This window comes from Pseudomonas sp. MWU12-2345 (assembly GCF_023242385.1).
Taxonomy (GTDB): Bacteria; Pseudomonadota; Gammaproteobacteria; order Pseudomonadales; family Pseudomonadaceae; genus Aquipseudomonas; species Aquipseudomonas gingeri_D.
The window spans coordinates 175716-192369 of the sequence record NZ_JALLJA010000010.1; the positions used below are offsets into that span (position 1 = coordinate 175716).

The 16654-nt window shown below is 59.3% G+C and carries 17 protein-coding genes; 6 read left to right on the top strand and 11 right to left on the bottom strand.

Annotated elements, in window-relative coordinates; translation table 11 throughout:
- Positions 1-126 precede the first annotated feature (126 nt).
- Both M5C71_RS20485 and yccS read left to right on the top strand, forming a co-directional pair.
- Entirely contained in the window at positions 127-1305 is a 1179-nt protein-coding gene (locus tag M5C71_RS20485; RefSeq protein WP_103498138.1) for an NAD(P)/FAD-dependent oxidoreductase, read from the top strand.
- Between the two features lie 117 nt (positions 1306-1422).
- A complete protein-coding gene (gene yccS, locus M5C71_RS20490; RefSeq protein WP_248746644.1) occupies positions 1423-3615 on the top strand; it encodes a YccS family putative transporter in 2193 nt (730 codons plus the stop codon).
- 115 nt (positions 3616-3730) lie between these two features.
- Here yccS and M5C71_RS20495 read toward each other — a convergent pair whose 3' ends face one another.
- Positions 3731-4468 carry a transporter substrate-binding domain-containing protein gene (locus M5C71_RS20495; protein WP_103499119.1) on the bottom strand — a complete coding sequence of 246 codons (738 nt, stop codon included), beginning with the start codon at positions 4466-4468 and terminating at the stop codon, positions 3731-3733.
- 324 nt (positions 4469-4792) lie between these two features.
- Here M5C71_RS20495 and M5C71_RS20500 point away from each other — a divergent pair, with 324 nt between their 5' ends.
- On the top strand, positions 4793-5245 hold the full coding sequence (locus tag M5C71_RS20500) for a GNAT family N-acetyltransferase (RefSeq protein ID WP_103499121.1): 453 nt from the start codon (positions 4793-4795) through the stop codon (positions 5243-5245).
- A 140-nt stretch (positions 5246-5385) separates the two neighbouring features.
- On the opposite strand, the gene M5C71_RS20505 is transcribed toward M5C71_RS20500, so the two are convergent.
- The 4 genes from M5C71_RS20505 to M5C71_RS20520 form a co-directional block, all read right to left on the bottom strand.
- On the bottom strand, positions 5386-5682 hold the full coding sequence (locus M5C71_RS20505) for a winged helix-turn-helix domain-containing protein (RefSeq protein WP_103499122.1): 297 nt from the start codon (positions 5680-5682) through the stop codon (positions 5386-5388).
- A 56-nt stretch (positions 5683-5738) separates the two neighbouring features.
- On the bottom strand, positions 5739-6248 hold the full coding sequence (locus M5C71_RS20510) for a M48 family metallopeptidase (RefSeq protein WP_103499123.1): 510 nt from the start codon (positions 6246-6248) through the stop codon (positions 5739-5741).
- Between the two features lie 43 nt (positions 6249-6291).
- Positions 6292-8415: an EAL domain-containing protein gene (locus M5C71_RS20515; protein ID WP_152741135.1), complete on the bottom strand. Its 2124-nt coding sequence runs from the start codon at positions 8413-8415 to the stop codon at positions 6292-6294.
- A 236-nt stretch (positions 8416-8651) separates the two neighbouring features.
- A complete protein-coding gene (locus M5C71_RS20520; RefSeq protein ID WP_248768617.1) occupies positions 8652-8891 on the bottom strand; it encodes a hypothetical protein in 240 nt (79 codons plus the stop codon).
- Positions 8892-9198: 307 nt separating this feature from the next.
- Between M5C71_RS20520 and M5C71_RS20525 the strand changes: the two genes are divergently transcribed.
- Both M5C71_RS20525 and M5C71_RS20530 read left to right on the top strand, forming a co-directional pair.
- On the top strand, positions 9199-9870 hold the full coding sequence (locus tag M5C71_RS20525; protein WP_103499126.1) for a polysaccharide lyase family 7 protein: 672 nt from the start codon (positions 9199-9201) through the stop codon (positions 9868-9870).
- A gap of 1015 nt (positions 9871-10885) precedes the next feature.
- On the top strand, positions 10886-11272 hold the full coding sequence (locus tag M5C71_RS20530) for a DUF3077 domain-containing protein (RefSeq protein ID WP_248768618.1): 387 nt from the start codon (positions 10886-10888) through the stop codon (positions 11270-11272).
- A 100-nt stretch (positions 11273-11372) separates the two neighbouring features.
- Here M5C71_RS20530 and M5C71_RS20535 read toward each other — a convergent pair whose 3' ends face one another.
- Positions 11373-11516 (bottom strand): hypothetical protein, encoded by a 144-nt coding sequence (locus tag M5C71_RS20535; protein ID WP_177145724.1) that lies wholly within the window; start codon positions 11514-11516, stop codon positions 11373-11375.
- Between the two features lie 308 nt (positions 11517-11824).
- Here M5C71_RS20535 and M5C71_RS20540 point away from each other — a divergent pair, with 308 nt between their 5' ends.
- On the top strand, positions 11825-12046 hold the full coding sequence (locus M5C71_RS20540; protein WP_248746650.1) for a hypothetical protein: 222 nt from the start codon (positions 11825-11827) through the stop codon (positions 12044-12046).
- A gap of 15 nt (positions 12047-12061) precedes the next feature.
- On the opposite strand, the gene M5C71_RS20545 is transcribed toward M5C71_RS20540, so the two are convergent.
- From M5C71_RS20545 to M5C71_RS20565, 5 genes are all read right to left on the bottom strand, one after another.
- Positions 12062-13321, bottom strand: coding sequence for a type II toxin-antitoxin system HipA family toxin (locus M5C71_RS20545; protein WP_248746651.1), 1260 nt, complete (start codon positions 13319-13321; stop codon positions 12062-12064).
- Positions 13314-13565 carry a helix-turn-helix transcriptional regulator gene (locus M5C71_RS20550; protein ID WP_248746652.1) on the bottom strand — a complete coding sequence of 84 codons (252 nt, stop codon included), beginning with the start codon at positions 13563-13565 and terminating at the stop codon, positions 13314-13316. Before M5C71_RS20550 ends, M5C71_RS20545 begins: the two co-directional genes overlap by 8 nt.
- A gap of 157 nt (positions 13566-13722) precedes the next feature.
- A complete protein-coding gene (gene fba, locus M5C71_RS20555) occupies positions 13723-14787 on the bottom strand; it encodes a class II fructose-bisphosphate aldolase (protein ID WP_100942561.1) in 1065 nt (354 codons plus the stop codon).
- A gap of 244 nt (positions 14788-15031) precedes the next feature.
- Positions 15032-15376, bottom strand: a complete 345-nt coding sequence (locus M5C71_RS20560; RefSeq protein WP_103499132.1) for an MliC family protein — start codon at positions 15374-15376, stop codon at positions 15032-15034.
- Positions 15377-15485: 109 nt separating this feature from the next.
- The gene (locus tag M5C71_RS20565; RefSeq protein WP_103499133.1) at positions 15486-16649 is read right to left on the bottom strand and encodes a phosphoglycerate kinase; all 1164 of its coding nucleotides are present in this window, start codon (positions 16647-16649) and stop codon (positions 15486-15488) included.
- Between the last annotated feature and the right edge of the window lie 5 nt (positions 16650-16654).

A 16654-nucleotide genomic window follows, 5' to 3' on the forward strand; every position in this document is an offset into this window, starting at 1 on the left:
CCACACCGGCCCCTTCGCGGGCAAGCCCTGCTCCTACAAGGTTTCGTGGTGTTTTCAAGATCACGTTACCCTATCCGCAGTGTTTTCAAGACCGCATTATCCTAATCGCCTTCCGAGGACATCGTTGTGCCCGTTACTGAAGTTGTGATCATCGGCGCCGGTGCCGCCGGCTTGATGTGCGCCTTTACCGCCGCCGCCCGCGGGCGCCAGGTGATGCTTATCGACCACGCCAACAAGGCCGGCAAGAAAATCCTGATGTCCGGCGGTGGTCGCTGCAATTTCACCAATATGTACAGCGAACCCGGCAATTTCCTCTCGCAGAACCCGCACTTCTGCAAGTCGGCCCTGGCCCGCTACACCCAGTGGGATTTCATCGCGATGGTGGCCAAGCACGGCGTGCCCTATCACGAGAAAAAACTCGGCCAGCTGTTCTGCGACAACAAGTCCAGCGACATCCTCGGCATGCTCCTCGACGAGTGCGACCAAGCCGGCGTCAGCCTGCACCTGGACACCGCCATCCAGCACATCGAAAAGCTGGAAAGCGGCTACCTGCTGCAAACCACCCTTGGCCAGATCACCTGCCAATCCCTGGTGATCGCCACCGGCGGCCTGTCGATCCCGACCCTGGGCGCCACCGGCTTCGGTTATCAGGTGGCCAAACAGTTCGGCCACCAGGTGTTACCGACCCGCGCCGGGCTGGTGCCGTTCACCATTACCGATCAACTCAAGGCCCTCTGCACCGAGCTGTCCGGGACCTCGGTGGATTGCCTGGTGAGCTGCAACGAGCAGAGCTTCCGGGAAAATATCCTGTTTACCCACCGCGGCCTCAGCGGCCCGGCGATCCTGCAGATTTCCTCGTTCTGGAATCCTGGCGATACGTTGCATATCAACCTGCTGCCGGACCACGACGCGCTGGACTGGCTGCAACAGCAACAGGCCGAACGGCCCAACAGCGAGCTGAAAACCCTGCTGGGCGAGTTGTTCACCAAGAAAATGGCCAACCTGCTGGCCGAACACTGGTTCGTCTCCAAGCCGATGAAGCAGTACACCCCGGCGGAGTTGGCCGAGGTCGCGCAGAAGCTCGGCGACTGGCGACTGGTCCCGGCCGGCACCGAAGGTTATCGCACCGCCGAAGTGACCCTGGGCGGTGTCGACACCCGGGAAGTGTCGTCGAAAACCATGGAATCGCTGAAAAGCCCGGGGTTGTATTTTATCGGTGAAGTGCTGGACGTCAGCGGCCACCTGGGCGGCTTCAATTTCCAGTGGGCCTGGGCCTCGGGCTATGCGGCGGCGCAATTCGCCTGATCCTTGGGACAATCGCTGATCACGGAACAAATTTTGCTGTAGACGATGTGGCGCCATTGTAATGCCGCCCGTCTACCCATCATTCAGATCAATCGCTTGGCAGGCTCTCTCACCTTCATGGCATCCACCTCGTTCAACCAGTCCCTGCGCCGTCTCTGGGCGCTGGACAAATTCAGCTATAGCGTTCGGGTGTTTATCGCCCTGACCGGCATCATGACCCTGTGCTGGTTCCAGAACGAGATGAAGCTCCTGATCCCGTTGTTCCTCGGGGTCATCGCCAGCGCCCTGGCCGAGACCGACGACAGTTGGCAAGGCCGCCTCAACGCCCTGGCGGTGACGCTGGTGTGCTTCAGTGTCGCGGCGTTCTCGGTCGAGTTGCTGTTTCCCTATCCGCTGGTCTTCGTCTGCGCCATGGCCCTGGCGGCCTTTGGCCTGACCATGCTCGGCGCCCTGGGCGAACGTTATGGCGCGATAGCCTCGGCAACCCTGATCCTCTCGGTCTACACCATGATCGGCGTCGACCAGCGCGGCGGCGAAGTCGCCAACCTCTGGCACGAACCGATGCTGCTGGTGACCGGCGCGGCCTGGTATGGCGTGCTTTCGGTGCTCTGGCAGGCGATGTTCTCCAACCAGCCGGTGCAACAGAGCCTGGCCAGGCTGTTCCGCGAACTGGGTTACTACCTCAAGCTCAAGTCCTCGCTGTTCGAACCGATCCGCCAACTGGACGTCGAGGCCCGGCGCCTGGAGCTGGCCCAGCAGAACGGCAAGGTGGTGGCGGCGCTGAACAGCGCCAAGGAAATCATCCTGCACCGGGTCGGCAATGGTCGGCCGGGGTCGAAGGTCAGCCGCTACCTGAAGCTGTACTTCCTCGCCCAGGATATCCACGAACGCGCCAGCTCCTCGCACTATCCCTACAACGCCCTGGCCGAAGCGTTCTTCCACAGCGACGTGCTGTTCCGCTGCCAACGCCTGCTACGCGAGCAAGGCAAGGCCTGCCAGGCCCTGGCGGTGTCGATCCAACTGCGCCAGCCGTTCGTCTACGACGCCAGCTTCGCCGAAGCCCTGGGCGACCTGCACGCCTCCCTGGAACACCTGCGCATCCAGAGCAACCCGGCCTGGCGCGGCCTGCTGCGTTCGCTGCGGGCCCTGGCGGCCAACCTCGGCACCCTCGACCGCCTGTTGAGCGACGCCAGCAACCCCGACAGCCTGGCCGACGCCACCGACAGCAGCCTGCTGGACCGTTCACCGCGTAATTTCAAGGATGTCTGGACGCGCCTGCGCACCCAACTGACCCCGACTTCGCTGCTGTTCCGCCACGCCCTGCGCCTGCCGCTGGCGCTGAGCATCGGCTACGGCATGGTGCACCTGGTGCACCCGTCCCAGGGCTACTGGATCATCCTCACCACACTGTTCGTCTGCCAGCCGAGCTATGGCGCCACCCGGCGCAAACTGGGCCAGCGGATCCTCGGCACGGCCATCGGCCTGACCGCCGCCTGGGCCTTGTTCGACCTGTTCCCGAGCCCCTTGATCCAGGCCTTGTTCACCATCGCCGCCGGGGTGGTGTTCTTTATCAACCGCACCACCCGCTACACCCTGGCGACCGCCGCCATGACCCTGACGGTGCTGTTCTGTTTCAACCAGGTGGGCGACGGCTACGGCCTGTTCCTGCCGCGCCTGCTCGATACCCTGCTCGGGGCGCTGATCGCAGGCCTCGCGGTGTTCCTGTTCCTGCCGGACTGGCAAGGTCGACGCCTGAACAAGGTGCTGGCCAATACCCTGAGCTGCAACAGCCTGTACCTGCGCCAGATCATGCGCCAGTACGCCCAGGGCAAGAGCGACGACCTCGCCTACCGCCTGGCCCGACGCAACGCCCACAACGCCGATGCGGCGCTGTCGACCACCCTGGCGAACATGTTGATGGAGCCGGGGCACTTCCGTAAGGAAGCCGATGTGGGGTTCCGCTTCCTGGTGCTCTCGCATACCTTGCTCAGCTACCTGTCGGGACTCGGCGCGCACCGCGACAATCAACTGCCGGAGGCGGTGCGTGATCATCTGCTCGAGGGTGTCGGCGCGACGCTGGCGGCAAGCATCGAAGAAGTCGCCACGGGCCTGGCGAACAAGACCCCCATCGCCATTCAAAGCGATGCCGAGGAAGCCCTGGCCAATGAGTTGGAGCAGATGCCGGACGAGATCGACGAGATCCAGCGGCTGGTGCAGACCCAGTTGGCGTTGATCTGCCGCCAGCTAGGACCGTTGCGTACCTTGGCGGCGCACCTGATCAAGGATCCGGAAGAAAACGCAGAATCCTGAAACACCACGCCCCCTGTAGGAGCCGGCTTGCCGGCGATGAGGCCGGTCGGCCTTGCATCGCCTGATCGGCCGCCATCGCCGGCAAGCCGGCTCCCACAAGGTTTCGCGGGGGTGGTTACATCCCGTGCAGCTTGAGCAGCCGATCATAGCTGCCGTCGGCCTTCATCGCCGCGATCTCGCGGTCGAAGCCGGCGACAATCTGCTCATGCTGCGGGTTCTTCAGGCTGACCAGGATATGCAGGCTGTTCTCGCTCAGCGGCTTGGGCAGGAACTCCACGGCGTTGCGCACCCGTGGCGCCTCGCTCTTGAGGTAATAACGCGCCACATACTCGTCTTCCAGGGTCAGCTTCACGCGGTCGGCCGCGAGCATGCGCACGGCCATGGCAAAGTTGTGCACCGGGATCTTCTGCAACTGGGTGTCACCGTCAAAATCGGCGCTATAGGCGTAGTCACGCACCACCGCAATCGGCAGGTCGTGCAACTGGCCCAGGTTATCGAACTCGATGGCCGACTCCTTGCGCTTGAGAAACAGCACGCGGTTGACCAGGTACTCGGCCGAGAACTGCCCCAGCAAGGTGCGTTCGTCGCTGTACCAGGCATTGACCAGCACGTCATAGCGCCCTTCGCCCACGCCCTTGAGCGCACGCGCCCAGGGCACCTGCTCGAAGTCGCTGGCATAGCCGGCCCGCGCCAGCGCCGTGATGACGATATCGGTGGCCAGGCCACCGTTGACCAGCGTCGCGTCGGTAAACGGCGGCCAGCCATCGGCCACCAACCGTAACTTGTCCGCGGCGGCGCCCTGTGAAAGCAGCAGCAATCCAAGCAAAACAAAAGCTCGATGCAATCGCGGCATGCTAAAGATCCTTAGCGGGCACATAGCCCAGCAGAGTTAGCCGAAGCCGGAGGAGCACATCCAAAAGCAACCGGCTACCTCCCTGGTCCTAACATTAGCTCATCCGAGCCAGAGCAAAAGCACGGCTTGGCAGATTACACAAAGATGACGATGGCGAGCAAAGCCAATGATATCAAGTAGCCGCCAGTGAACCGAAATACCGGTTCAGGATTCCCTGCAAGGAGCTTTCCAGCCCCGGCCCTGTCGGGCAAAAGAAATCCGCGGTTGGCGACCTCGGATAACGCGCCTAGTATCGCTATCAAGTTATTGAATCCAGAGGCGAGCATGACCACTGACTGGCTCTGCAAACACCATGGCGACCTGAGCAAGGAACAGTTGTACAGCATCCTGCAACTGCGGACCGAAGTCTTCGTGGTCGAGCAAAAATGTCCCTACCAGGAAGTCGATGGGCGTGATCTGGAGGGCGACACCTGCCATCTGATGGGCTGGCGCGATGATCGACTGGTGGCTTACCTGCGTCTGCTCGACCCGGAATCCCAGGGGGGTGACGTGGTGATCGGGCGAGTGGTGATCGCCCCCGAGGCCCGCGGCCAGGGGTTGGGGCATGAGCTGATGGCCCAGGCGTTGAAGCAGGCCGGGAAGCTTTGGCCGCAAGTGCCGATCTATCTGTCGGCCCAGGCGCACTTGCAGAATTATTACGGGAGCTATGGGTTCGAGGTGGTGGGCGAGGTGTATCTGGAGGACGATATTCCGCATATCGGTATGCGCAAAAGCTGAGGTTTTTGGTGTTCTCCAGGGCCTCTTCGCGGGCAAGCCCTGCTCCTACAGTTATGTGTCGAACACACCTTTTGTGTACGGCCCAACTTTGTAGGAGCAGGGCTTGCCCGCGAAGAGGCCAGCACAGACACCACAAAACTTCAGGGATAACCCAGCACCTGCTTGATCGAAACCAGGTTGCGACCAATCCAGCTCTTGTCGATCGCCCCCCAACTACGAATCCGGTATTGCCCGGCGTGATTGCGCGCGCCGTCTTCCTGTTCGAACTCGCAGACGATGTCCAGGTCCGCCAGGGCCAGGATCGTATCCTGCGCCGTGCGCCGTGGCATGCCCGTGGCTTCGGTCAGGGCCGGAACGCTGCTGGCAATCTCGCTGTCGATCAACCATGCCACGTACAGACGGCGGTAGAAACTGCTCTTGGTCTTGCTGACGTCCATCCGGTAGTCCTTGAGGTTGACCTTCCAATGCTTCGACTCAAGCGCACACTCGGCGCCTACGGAGTTGCAGATTTGCCCTGCAGATCGCGCCAGGTCAGGTACACCCGCAGGTCGAACTCCAACTGGTGATAACCGGGCTGCATGTATTCGCACAGCTGGTAGAAGGCCTTGTTGTGATCGGATTCCTTCAGGTGCGCCAACTCGTGCACCACGATCATCTTCAGAAACTGCGGCGCCGCCTCCTTGAACAGCGAGGCGATGCGGATTTCCTTCTTGGCCTTGAGCTTGCCGCCCTGGACCCGCGAGATCGCCGTGTGCAGGCCGAGGGCGCGATGGGTCAGGTCGAGGCGGTTATCGAAGAGCACCTTGTCGATGGCCGGCGCATTGCGCAGATGTTCCTGCTTCAACGCCAGGGCATAGCTGTACAACGCCTTGTCGCTCTGCACCGCATGCCGCTCCGGATAACGCTGGCTCAGGTAGTCGCCCAGGGCATCCCGGGCGATCATCTGGCGGACCTGTTCCTGCAAGGACGTGGGATAAGCCTGAAGGTATTTCAGCACAGTCATGACAGGCCTTACGTACACCGAAAAAGAAGCCAGTGTAGCGAATTCAGGCGGACAACGCGCTCCAGTCAAACGCCGAGCCGAAGCCGGTGGCGTCCTTGGCCGTCAGCGGCCGGGCCACCAGGAAGCCCTGGACCATCGGGCAACCATTGGCCTTGAGCCACTGCCATTGCTCCACGGTTTCCACGCCCTCGGCGATCACCAGCAGACCAAATTCCTTGCACAGGTCGATCACGGTGCGGGCCAGGGCCGCATCCCGTGGTGAGTCGAGGATCTTGGCGATCAACTGTCGGTCGAGCTTGAGCGTGTCCAACTCAAGGTCACGCAGGTGGTTCAGCGAACAGTGTCCCGAACCGAAATCGTCCAGGGCCACGCGCACACCCTGGGCGCGGATCCGCCGCAGTTGCTTGCGCGAAGCCTCGTAGTCCTGCATCAGCGCCGCCTCCGTCACCTCGACTTCCAGCTGGTGCGCCCGCAGGTCATGGCGCTCCAGCACCTCCTGCAACTCGTCCGCCAGGTTCGGCATACAGAACTGCGTGGCGCTCAGGCTGACGCTCAGCACCAGGTCATCGGCAAACACGCCACTCCAGGCATGCCGCTGAGTGGCCGCCTGGCGATAGATCCAACTGCCCAGCCGGCTGATCAGCCGTACTTCTTCCAATAAAGGCAGGAACAACCCCGGCGGCACATCACCGACACTCGGATGGTGCCAACGCAGCAACGCCTCGAACCCCCGCAGGCGGCCATCTTCCAGGGACACCTGGGGCTGGTAGACCATCTTGAATTCCTTGCCCTCGATCGCCGAACGGACACTTTCCTCGAGCATCAGGCGCGAGCGGGCCCGCCCATTCATCTCGTGGTCGTAGTAGCGATACTGCTGGCGGCCGGCGCGCTTGGCCTCATACATGGCGATGTCCGCCGCCCGCAGCAGGCCATCGAGATTGGCCCCGCAATCGGGGTAAGTGGCAATGCCGATGCTGACGCCGAGCGTCATTTCCATGCCGTCGATTTGCTGGCGAATGGAAACCCGCTCGATCAACCGCTCGGCGATTTTCGCCGCCTGCTCCGGGTGCTCCAGATTGAGCAGGGTGGTGAACTCATCACCGCCCATGCGCGCAAGAATATCGAAGGGATTGAGGCAGGACTTCAACTGTTCCGAGACCCAGCGCAGCACTCGGTCGCCGGCTTCGTGCCCCAGGGAATCGTTGACCCGTTTGAAGCCGTCGAGATCCAGGTACATCAGCACCAGGGACTTTTCCGCGCTGTCGCTGCGGCGCAGGGTATTTTCCGCCGTCTGGTAGAACCCCCGGCGGTTGAGCAAGCCGGTCAACGGGTCGGTGACCGCCTGGAACTCCAGTTGCTGGTGCAAGTGCCGCACCACCGACATGTCCAGCACCGTCACCACCATGGCCTTCTGGTCGGCGGGCAGCGGCGCGCAGGACAAGGCCACCGGCAGCATCTGGTCCTGGCTGGTGCGCAAATACGCATCATGCAGGCGATAGGTTTCGCCCTTGCGGTACTCCTCGTACAGCAATGAGCTGTGCCAGTTGGGAAAGTGCGGGTTCTGCAGGAAATCCAGGAACGGCTGGCCGGCCAGGGCGTCCAGCGACAGATTGAGCAAGCGCGAAATGGCCGGGTTGGCGAAGCGGATCGTGCCGTCTTCGTTGACCACCAGAATGCCTTCGGCGGCATTCTCCAGCACCGAGGCATTGAACGCCCGGGCCGCTTCCAGGTCGCGGCTCAGGCATTGCAGGGCCCGGCGGTTGCGCTGCTGCTCCAGCAACGCCTGGACCTTGGGCCTGAGGATATCGGGGTTGAAGGGCTTGAACAGGTAATCCACCGCGCCACTGGCATAGCCCTTGATCACAGCGTCCGGGGACTGCTCGTTGGCGGTGAGGAAAATAATCGGGGTCAGGCGGGTGCGCTGGCTGCCGCGCATCAGGCGGGCCACTTCAAAACCGTCCATCCCGGGCATCTGTACATCCAGCAGCACCAGGTCAATCTCATGCTCAAGCAGCAACGTCAGTGCCTCAATGCCTGAGGCGGCAGTGACCACCTGCCAATCCTGACGTTCCAGCAAGGCACGCATGCTGATCAGATTTTCAGGGTAATCATCGACGACCAGAAGGACGGAACTACCATCACCGGGTATCTGTTGCACGCAATCCATGCTGCTTCTCTTGTTCGGGGAACTCCACCGGAAATCTAGGAAACCGGGCTAAACCTAAGGACTACTCTAGACCGGGATTGTGCAAAGCGTAGTGAGCAATAGGCCATCATCCAGCCACTGCCACACTCTCCCGACTAACGGTCATTCATCACCACCTGGACGCGGCTCGGAAAACGCCTGGGGCCTGCAAGCCCGCGTCGTACCACGGTGACGACCGTCAACACGGCCGGTCAGTGTTATGAGGTCCTGTATTGGGCAATTGGTTCAATTTCGTAAATCTCATCAAAACGCACCGTGTTGTATAAACCGAACTCTCCGTGATAGGTCAGTGTTCGGTGCGTCCAGTCGACATTGCATAGCTCGCCGCGCTCGGACTCCACCGGCCCGCCGTGCAGCCTGCCGCGCAGATTGATTTTTTGTTTGCGCTTGAAGTACTTCAGATATTCAGGCTCGTTCTGTGCTTCCTCTTCGTCCATAGTGAGACCCTTTTTTTGTTAGCGATGGAACGTTCATCGTGGGAAGTCGCCCTGTGAAAAACAACTGTCATAAATAACAGGTGTTTATATCGCTTCTTAATAAAAGCCCAACACGATCCTTCTATAGCGGGCCGCGCTGGCGGGTTTCGTCGACGGATTGGCGTCAACCGTTCGCCGGTTCGGCGTTAACAAACTATCCTTGAGCCGTTATAAAGGACGCCGAAAGCGCGGACCCAAGCGGTTTGTCTGAATTTTCCCAGGCTGAATCGCGGCCCGCGCGTAAACGGCTTACAAGGAAGGAACAGACATGATCGACCTGACCACCTGGAACCTCAGCGTTCCCGTCGGTACCCCGCCGGCGACGATCGATACGCCCAAGCTGGTGCAGGGCTTCAAGGATCAGTACTTTCACTCCGACAGCGGCACCTTGTTCTTCTGGTCGCCGGTCACCGGTTCCAAGACCGAAAACGCCATCTACCCGCGCAGCGAATTACGCGAGACCTGGCCCGATGGCCGGCTGCGCAACTGGTTGTACAGCGAGTCCAACAACTACCTGCGCGCAACCCTGGCGGTGAACCAGGTGCCCTCGTCGGGCAAGATCGTCATCGGCCAGATCCATGCGTACAACAGCACCCAGCCGATGCTCAAGGTCGAGTACCAGTACAAGGACAGCCGCAAGACCGGGATCATCGTGGTCAAGATCCGCAACCACCCCGACGACAAGAAAAGCCGGGTGATCGAGATTGCCGACAATGTGCCGTTGGATAAAGCCTTCACTTATGTGATTCACCTGAGTCGCGGCGGTTATCTGAGCGTGCAGGCCGCCGATGCGTCCTGGTACACCCAGATCAGTAGCACCTGGCGCGAAAAACCGCTGTACTTCAAGGCAGGGGTCTATGTGCAGGACAATACCGGCTATACCAACGAGGGCGGCATGGTGACTTTCTACAAGTTGGATATTGATCATGTGAAGGGTTGATATTACCGCCGCTTCTTAAAGAGAGCTTTTATGCATTGAGGCGCTCTTCCCTATTCGGAAACCGTCTATAAACCTGTCAATTCTGACAGTAGACCGGTTTGCAGAGCGTGATCAAAATATTCAGTAACGACCCATCAGGAGCGTGCTTTCCCTGGCATTTGAGTCTACGTGGCCCCCCTTCGCAAGCAGTGCTCACTCAGTGAGTGCCACGCCCACACAACTCCACGCATAAGGAGAGTTATCATGCCAGATAAAACTACCCCTCCCGGGGGTGACGCCCCTGAACAAGCCGTCCAAGGTGCCCCCGGGGCCGTTATAAGAGTCCCGGACGGCCGCTATAAAATTTACACATACCTAGATAACAGCAAGCTTGTTAATATATCTACAATAGAAGAGAGTGGCCGTCGCTATCGCGCCAAGCTGTACCATGATAATAACGCACCCGAATCTATATGGACTTTTACATTCCTCGACTGGAGAAATGTGCACAAAATTCAGAACGGATGGCGCGACGACTACGACCTATTCCTAGATCGGGATAACGACAACGTCTATGCTAGATATACTGTTAACCCATTGACGCAATATTGGATTTTGAAGGAGGGGGCAATCAGAAATTTAGACTGTTAAAAATAGATTAATAGTGAAGCTGTATTCATGGTGCAGGAATACCGATTATCGGGCAATCGGCGCATCGCCGGGAAAGATACGCCGGTTGTGGATGTGTTGGTGCATCACCCCGCTCAACGATTCGGTCATGTTGACCCTTGAGAGCGCTAAAGGTACCGTTACCTTATGACTTTCAGATTGAGTGCCCTTAAGTGACCAACAGAGATGATCTGTCAGAATTTTGCGCTGTCATTTGCAGGCCATTTCCTAGAAAATCGTAATCACCCCTGAGCGGCTTGCGACCTTGCATTCCTCGCGTCTAGTCTTAGTTCACCACTGCTTATCAGTGGTCGGATGTGGAAGTCCGGAAGTGATTTCAACGTTGGTATCTCAATGGATAACGACCATGAAAAAGCTAGTTCCCGATCCATCCATCAACTACACCCGCCAACGCATCACCGCGATCCTCAAGGAAACCAACGAAGCCTTGCTGCAAGTGATGCGCGACAGCAAGCGTCCCCTGCTGGACAGCCTGCCCTCCACCGGCTTGAAGACTTTCGGCTGTCTCGACGGAGAAAATCACCCACTGTTTGCCGTGCGTCCCGGTATCACTGCCGAAGAAGCGTTGCGGCATGTTTCGCTGTTGCTGATTGGGGCAGAAGAAATCTCCGATGAAATCACCGAGGCCAGCGGCATCGAGCGCGGCCTGATAGGTTCCATGGTCCGCTCCGTGGAAATGGCCCGGGCGGTGGTGGATGCGCTGCTGGAAGGCGCGGCCATAGGGCCGGCGTAAACGCGGAGAGCCACGAGGAAGGCGGCGGATAATCAATCATTCCGCCGCCCTTTTATATCAGGCTTGAGCTTATCGCTCGCAGCCTTGCCCAGTATGACGACTAAGGCTTGGCCTGACCTTTGGGTGGTAGCGTGGCCTCAGCCGCGCCCTTGAAACCGGGTTTCACCTCCGGCGCGAGCGTAGCCTTAGCCGGACCTTTAAAACCCACCTCTGCTTTTTTTACCTTCTTGCCTTTTGAGCTCATGACCGTACACTCCCTTACAGTAAATGAACCCTGAAAGTGCCGGACTCGAACTCCTCTGACTACTGTCAGAACTGACAGTTTTTTATATTATTTTCGACTTCCTCATATTCTGTAAGCTTCCATAAAGTCGCTCCCCATTGCCAAATAGCAAACTGACATCCTCACCTCTTAGAACCCCTCTTTATGCTTTAAGGCGCTATTCACTATTCGGAAACCGTCTATAAAACTGTCAGCATTGACAGTAGACCGACTTGCAGACCACAGGTAACACTTTCCACACCTACTATTAGCGACCTGTAGAGGTGGATATGAAATGGGCCTTGGTCATGGAGTCCAGTGTTCACGGTTTTTACGTGAGTGAAATAATGGAATCGGAAGGCAAACCAGACTATCACCCCACCCACCTTCGGGGCTGGCGCTGGATCGCCGTCAATCAGGATGAAGAAGTGCGCGTGGGAGACATCTGGCACGGTCAGTCTTTCCACCCTCCGGAGGTCGGACAGGAGAAGGATCACAGCAGTCTGAAATAAATTCACCAGCCGCAGTCAACGCACGGGTTTACGTTTGAGGCGTGGCGGCACCGAGTTATGTTGCGCCGTCATCCGCCCGATATCCCATTGCGCCGCCATACCCTGGAACAACTCAGTGTCAATGCGCGATCGATGGGTCGTCAGCGCTGTACTCATCGCCTCGCTGATTCGCTCTATGATCAATTCGGGCTTATCGACAGCGCAGTGTTTACGTCCGAAATCAATCAGTTGCTGACGGTCCGGGTAGGCCTTGGACTTGTTCATTTTGATCGCCAAAGTACGATCCACCAACGCCTGACCGGACTTGGGGTTGTAGTGCTCATAAACAGTGGTGGTCGTCACATCGAACACCGGCGCCAATCGCACCGTTTCAGGCCGAGCCGGGGTGACATAGATCACACCAAAGTTCTTCAAGTGCGCGTCGCCATTACGCACCATCACCGAGAGGCAGACCGATGAGAACAATGCCTCAAGTGCACGTACCGGATCTCCCTTACGACACACCTGCCCCACCACCGCCGCCAGGGTTTCGTAGCTTTGGGAGTATTTATAGTTGTCATGAGGGTCTTTATTGAGCCCTAACAGCACGGCCATATCTTCAAAACCCAGGTGCCCTTCGGGCGTCAGGTCAAAGCGCTCCATGACAAATAACTCGCCATTGTCTGAAAGCCAGAACGGCGGAACCTCCAGACCTGCGAGGCGTGCAGCCTCCATGCAGAGAAACTCGTTCTGGGCCAGGTGTGCGTATTCATCGGCCCCCGACTTCACTATCAGATCAGAACTGAGCAGCGTCTTACGATCACCCTTGAGCTTGTCCAGATCGGGCACCAGCACCTTGGGCTGCACCCCGGAAACACCGGATTCGAAATAAGTATCCACAAGGAACTCGAAAACATCCTGGGAGGTGTCAGCGGTCAGTATTTCATGCAGGCCGACCTGTGCCGACACAGGAGCTGAGACTTCAACAGGATTACGGTAGGTGAGACGTCCGATCTGGTTGCCGCCGATCACCGAGAGCAAACGCATCTCATCCATTTGCATATGCTTGGCCATGCGACGCTTGATCTGATCAGCCAGGTAACCTTCCGGCACGTTCATGTCGAAGATGGGGTGCAGGACGTTGGCCACTGCAGGTGTCGGGTCATACGGCATGACCAGCGAGACCTCCGTGGCAGCTTCGGCGGACGCATAGGCAAACGAGAACTGCGAGCCCTTCGACAACTCCCCGGAAAGCCCTTGAGGCACAATCACTTCCAGCCGTTTGACCCTACTCATCGTACTCAACCAGCTCCGCAAGAGACTTGAGATCAATGCGCTCATCGACCAGATCAAGTGCCATACCCAGGGCTGCAATCACCCGGAACAAGGTATAGACCTCCACATTCTCGCCGGCCTCAAGATCAATGATGGTTTTACGGTTGCAGTGGGCCCTCTCCGCAAGCTGGGCTTGGCTGTAACCTTTCGCACGCCGCAAGAGACGCACTCTTTCGCCGAGAGCAACTGGATTGAGGATTAGCATTTTGTAACCTATAGTGGACTTTTTTCGCTAAAAAATCGATTATGTCCGTTATAGCGGACACTTCCAAGCACCTTACGTCAGAAACAACGATCAACGTGGTCAAAAAACGAACAATAAAAAACCGTCTTTCGACGGTTTTTTATAACACCCAGTGGCCTTAGTTGACCTTGGCGTTCAACTCACCTTTCAGGTAACGCTGGAACATCGCTTCCAGGGAGATCGGCTTGATCTTCGAAGCGTTGCCGGCGGTGCCGAAGGCTTCGTAACGGGCGATACACACGTCACGCATGGCGGTCACGGTGGCACCGAAGAATTTGCGCGGGTCGAACTCGCTCGGGTTGGTGGCCATCAGGCGACGCATCGCACCGGTGGACGCCAGGCGCAGGTCGGTGTCGATATTGACCTTGCGCACGCCGTGCTTGATACCCTCGACGATTTCTTCAACCGGTACGCCGTAGGTTTCCTTGATGTCGCCACCGTACTGGTTGATGATCGCCAGCCACTCTTGCGGCACCGAAGAGGAACCGTGCATCACCAGGTGGGTGTTGGGGATGCGCTTGTGGATTTCCTTGATGCGGTCGATCGCCAGCACGTCACCGGTAGGCGGCTTGGTGAACTTGTAGGCGCCGTGGCTGGTGCCGATGGCGATGGCCAGGGCGTCGACCTGGGTCTTCTTGACGAAGTCCGCGGCTTCTTCCGGGTCGGTCAGCATCTGGCTGTGATCGAGCACGCCTTCGGCGCCGATACCGTCTTCTTCACCGGCCATGCCGGTTTCCAGCGAACCCAGGCAACCCAGCTCGCCCTCAACCGAAACACCACAGGCGTGGGCCATGGCCACGGTCTGTTGGGTCACGCGGACGTTGTAGTCGTAGTCGGTCGGGGTCTTGCCGTCTTCGCCCAGGGAACCGTCCATCATCACCGAGCTGAAGCCCAGTTGGATGGAGCGCTGGCAGACGTCCGGGCTGGTGCCGTGGTCCTGGTGCATGCACACCGGGATATGCGGGAATTCTTCGATGGCGGCCAGGATCAGGTGACGCAGGAACGGGGCACCGGCGTATTTGCGGGCACCGGCCGAAGCCTGGACGATCACCGGGGAGTCAGTCTTGTCAGCGGCTTCCATGATGGCGCGCATCTGCTCAAGGTTGTTGACGTTGAAGGCTGGAACGCCGTAGCCGTATTCGGCTGCGTGGTCCAACATCTGGCGCATGCTGATAAGTGCCATTGTGTGTGTCTCTCCCGGTCGAGGGTCGTTAATCGTGCAAGCCTGCCGGAGCGGCGGCTGCTATTCAAGTCATTGCAGATCAGGGGTCAGCCCGGCCTGCGGATTCAGTGTCAAACGCCGGCCCCTTGTAGGAGCGAGCTTGCTCGCGATGGTGGTTCAGGCACCGCGGGGTATCAGGTACCCCGAGTTATCGTTAACGTCCATCGCGAGCAAGCTCGCTCCTACAGGGGACCGCGCTCGGCCGTTATTGCGCCTTGCAGGCCCGGCCGATCAAATCGTTAGTGGCAACCCAGTAAACCAGGCCTTCCTCACCTTTTTTGTGAAACGCCAAAACGTTATCGCTGTACAGCACACCGCTGTCGACGGCACCGATTTCGGGTTTGAGACGGTACACCTGGTCACCGCTGGCCAAGCGCACATCCACCGCCTGCTGCGTTGTGTCGACATAACGCCAGAGCACTTCGGCGTGGCTGTCACAGGTCCAGTGCGTCCAGTTGTCCGCCGGAGCCGACGCCTGGTTGAAGGTGGCATTGAAAGCCGCGCAACCACTCAGTGCTGCCAGTGAAACAAGGGCGATAAAGCCTTTCATGCCGGTTCCTCGACTGGCGACCCCTGGCCGCCAGCACTGCACGTAGTGAATCTGACCCGTCAGGGACAACCCCGTTCCCGGGTCCCGGACGATGCGCCGTATTCGGGACTCAGGCCTTGGCGCGCGCTTCCAGCACTTCCACGGCCGGCAGTACCTTGCCCTCGACGAACTCGAGGAACGCACCACCACCAGTGGAGATGTAGGAGATATCCTTGGCAACACCGTATTTGTCGATGGCCGCCAGGGTGTCGCCACCACCGGCAATGGAAAACGCCGAGCTGTCGGCGATGGCCTGGGCCAGGACCTTGGTGCCGTTGCCGAACTGGTCGAATTCGAACACACCGACCGGACCGTTCCAGAGGATGGTCTTCGACGACTTCAGCAGTTCGGCGAAGTGCGCGGCGGTTTGCGGGCCGATATCCAGGATCATGTCGTCAGCAGCCACGTCGGCGATCAGTTTCACGGTCGCCACGGCGCTCTCGGCGAACTCCTTGGCCACGACCACGTCCACCGGCAGCGGCACGCTGACCTTGGCGGCGATGGCGCGGGCGGTGTCGAGCAGGTCCGGCTCGTAGAGGGACTTGCCCACTGGATGACCGGCTGCGGCCAGGAAAGTGTTGGCGATGCCGCCACCGACAATCAGCTGGTTACAGATCTGGCTCAGGCTGTTGAGCACGTCGAGTTTGGTCGAGACCTTGGAACCGGCGACGATGGCAGCCATCGGCTGGGCCGGGGCGCCCAGGGCCTTGCCCAGTGCATCCAGTTCGGCGGCCAGCAGCGGACCAGCAGCGGCCACCTTGGCGAACTTGGCCACGCCGTGGGTCGAACCCTCGGCGCGGTGCGCGGTGCCAAAGGCGTCCATCACAAACACGTCGCACAGGGCGGCGTATTGCTTGGCCAACTCGTCGCTGTTCTTTTTCTCGCCCTTGTTGAAGCGCACGTTTTCGAACAGCACGATATCGCCGGCCTTGATCTCGACACCGTTCAGGTAATCGGCCAGCAGCGGCACATCACGGCCCAGGGCCTTGCTCAGGTAGTCGGCGACCGGCTTGAGGCTGTTCTCGGCCGAGAACTCGCCTTCGGTCGGACGGCCCAGGTGCGAGCAGATCATGACCGCCGCGCCTTTTTCCAGGGCCAGCTTGATGGTCGGCAGCGAAGCCAGGATACGCGCATCGCTGGTGACAACACCGTCCTTGACGGGGACGTTGAGGTCTTCGCGGATCAGTACGCGCTTACCTTGCAGATCGAGGTCGGTCATCTTCAACACGGTCATGGTCG

What these genes read in the sequence shown, in the direction of transcription:
- yccS (WP_248746644.1), top strand. Translation starts at nt 1,423, where the DNA reads ATGGCATCCACCTCGTTCAACCAGTCCCTGCGCCGTCTCTGGGCGCTG.
- M5C71_RS20495 (WP_103499119.1), bottom strand. Translation starts at nt 4,468, where the DNA reads ATGCCGCGATTGCATCGAGCTTTTGTTTTGCTTGGATTGCTGCTGCTT.
- M5C71_RS20500 (WP_103499121.1), top strand. Translation starts at nt 4,793, where the DNA reads ATGACCACTGACTGGCTCTGCAAACACCATGGCGACCTGAGCAAGGAA.
- M5C71_RS20505 (WP_103499122.1), bottom strand. Translation starts at nt 5,682, where the DNA reads ATGGACGTCAGCAAGACCAAGAGCAGTTTCTACCGCCGTCTGTACGTG.
- M5C71_RS20510 (WP_103499123.1), bottom strand. Translation starts at nt 6,248, where the DNA reads ATGACTGTGCTGAAATACCTTCAGGCTTATCCCACGTCCTTGCAGGAA.
- M5C71_RS20515 (WP_152741135.1), bottom strand. Translation starts at nt 8,415, where the DNA reads ATGGATTGCGTGCAACAGATACCCGGTGATGGTAGTTCCGTCCTTCTG.
- M5C71_RS20520 (WP_248768617.1), bottom strand. Translation starts at nt 8,891, where the DNA reads ATGGACGAAGAGGAAGCACAGAACGAGCCTGAATATCTGAAGTACTTC.
- M5C71_RS20525 (WP_103499126.1), top strand. Translation starts at nt 9,199, where the DNA reads ATGATCGACCTGACCACCTGGAACCTCAGCGTTCCCGTCGGTACCCCG.
- M5C71_RS20530 (WP_248768618.1), top strand. Translation starts at nt 10,886, where the DNA reads ATGAAAAAGCTAGTTCCCGATCCATCCATCAACTACACCCGCCAACGC.
- M5C71_RS20535 (WP_177145724.1), bottom strand. Translation starts at nt 11,516, where the DNA reads ATGAGCTCAAAAGGCAAGAAGGTAAAAAAAGCAGAGGTGGGTTTTAAA.
- M5C71_RS20540 (WP_248746650.1), top strand. Translation starts at nt 11,825, where the DNA reads ATGAAATGGGCCTTGGTCATGGAGTCCAGTGTTCACGGTTTTTACGTG.
- M5C71_RS20545 (WP_248746651.1), bottom strand. Translation starts at nt 13,321, where the DNA reads ATGAGTAGGGTCAAACGGCTGGAAGTGATTGTGCCTCAAGGGCTTTCC.
- M5C71_RS20550 (WP_248746652.1), bottom strand. Translation starts at nt 13,565, where the DNA reads ATGCTAATCCTCAATCCAGTTGCTCTCGGCGAAAGAGTGCGTCTCTTG.
- fba (WP_100942561.1), bottom strand. Translation starts at nt 14,787, where the DNA reads ATGGCACTTATCAGCATGCGCCAGATGTTGGACCACGCAGCCGAATAC.
- M5C71_RS20560 (WP_103499132.1), bottom strand. Translation starts at nt 15,376, where the DNA reads ATGAAAGGCTTTATCGCCCTTGTTTCACTGGCAGCACTGAGTGGTTGC.
- M5C71_RS20565 (WP_103499133.1), bottom strand. Translation starts at nt 16,649, where the DNA reads ATGACCGTGTTGAAGATGACCGACCTCGATCTGCAAGGTAAGCGCGTA.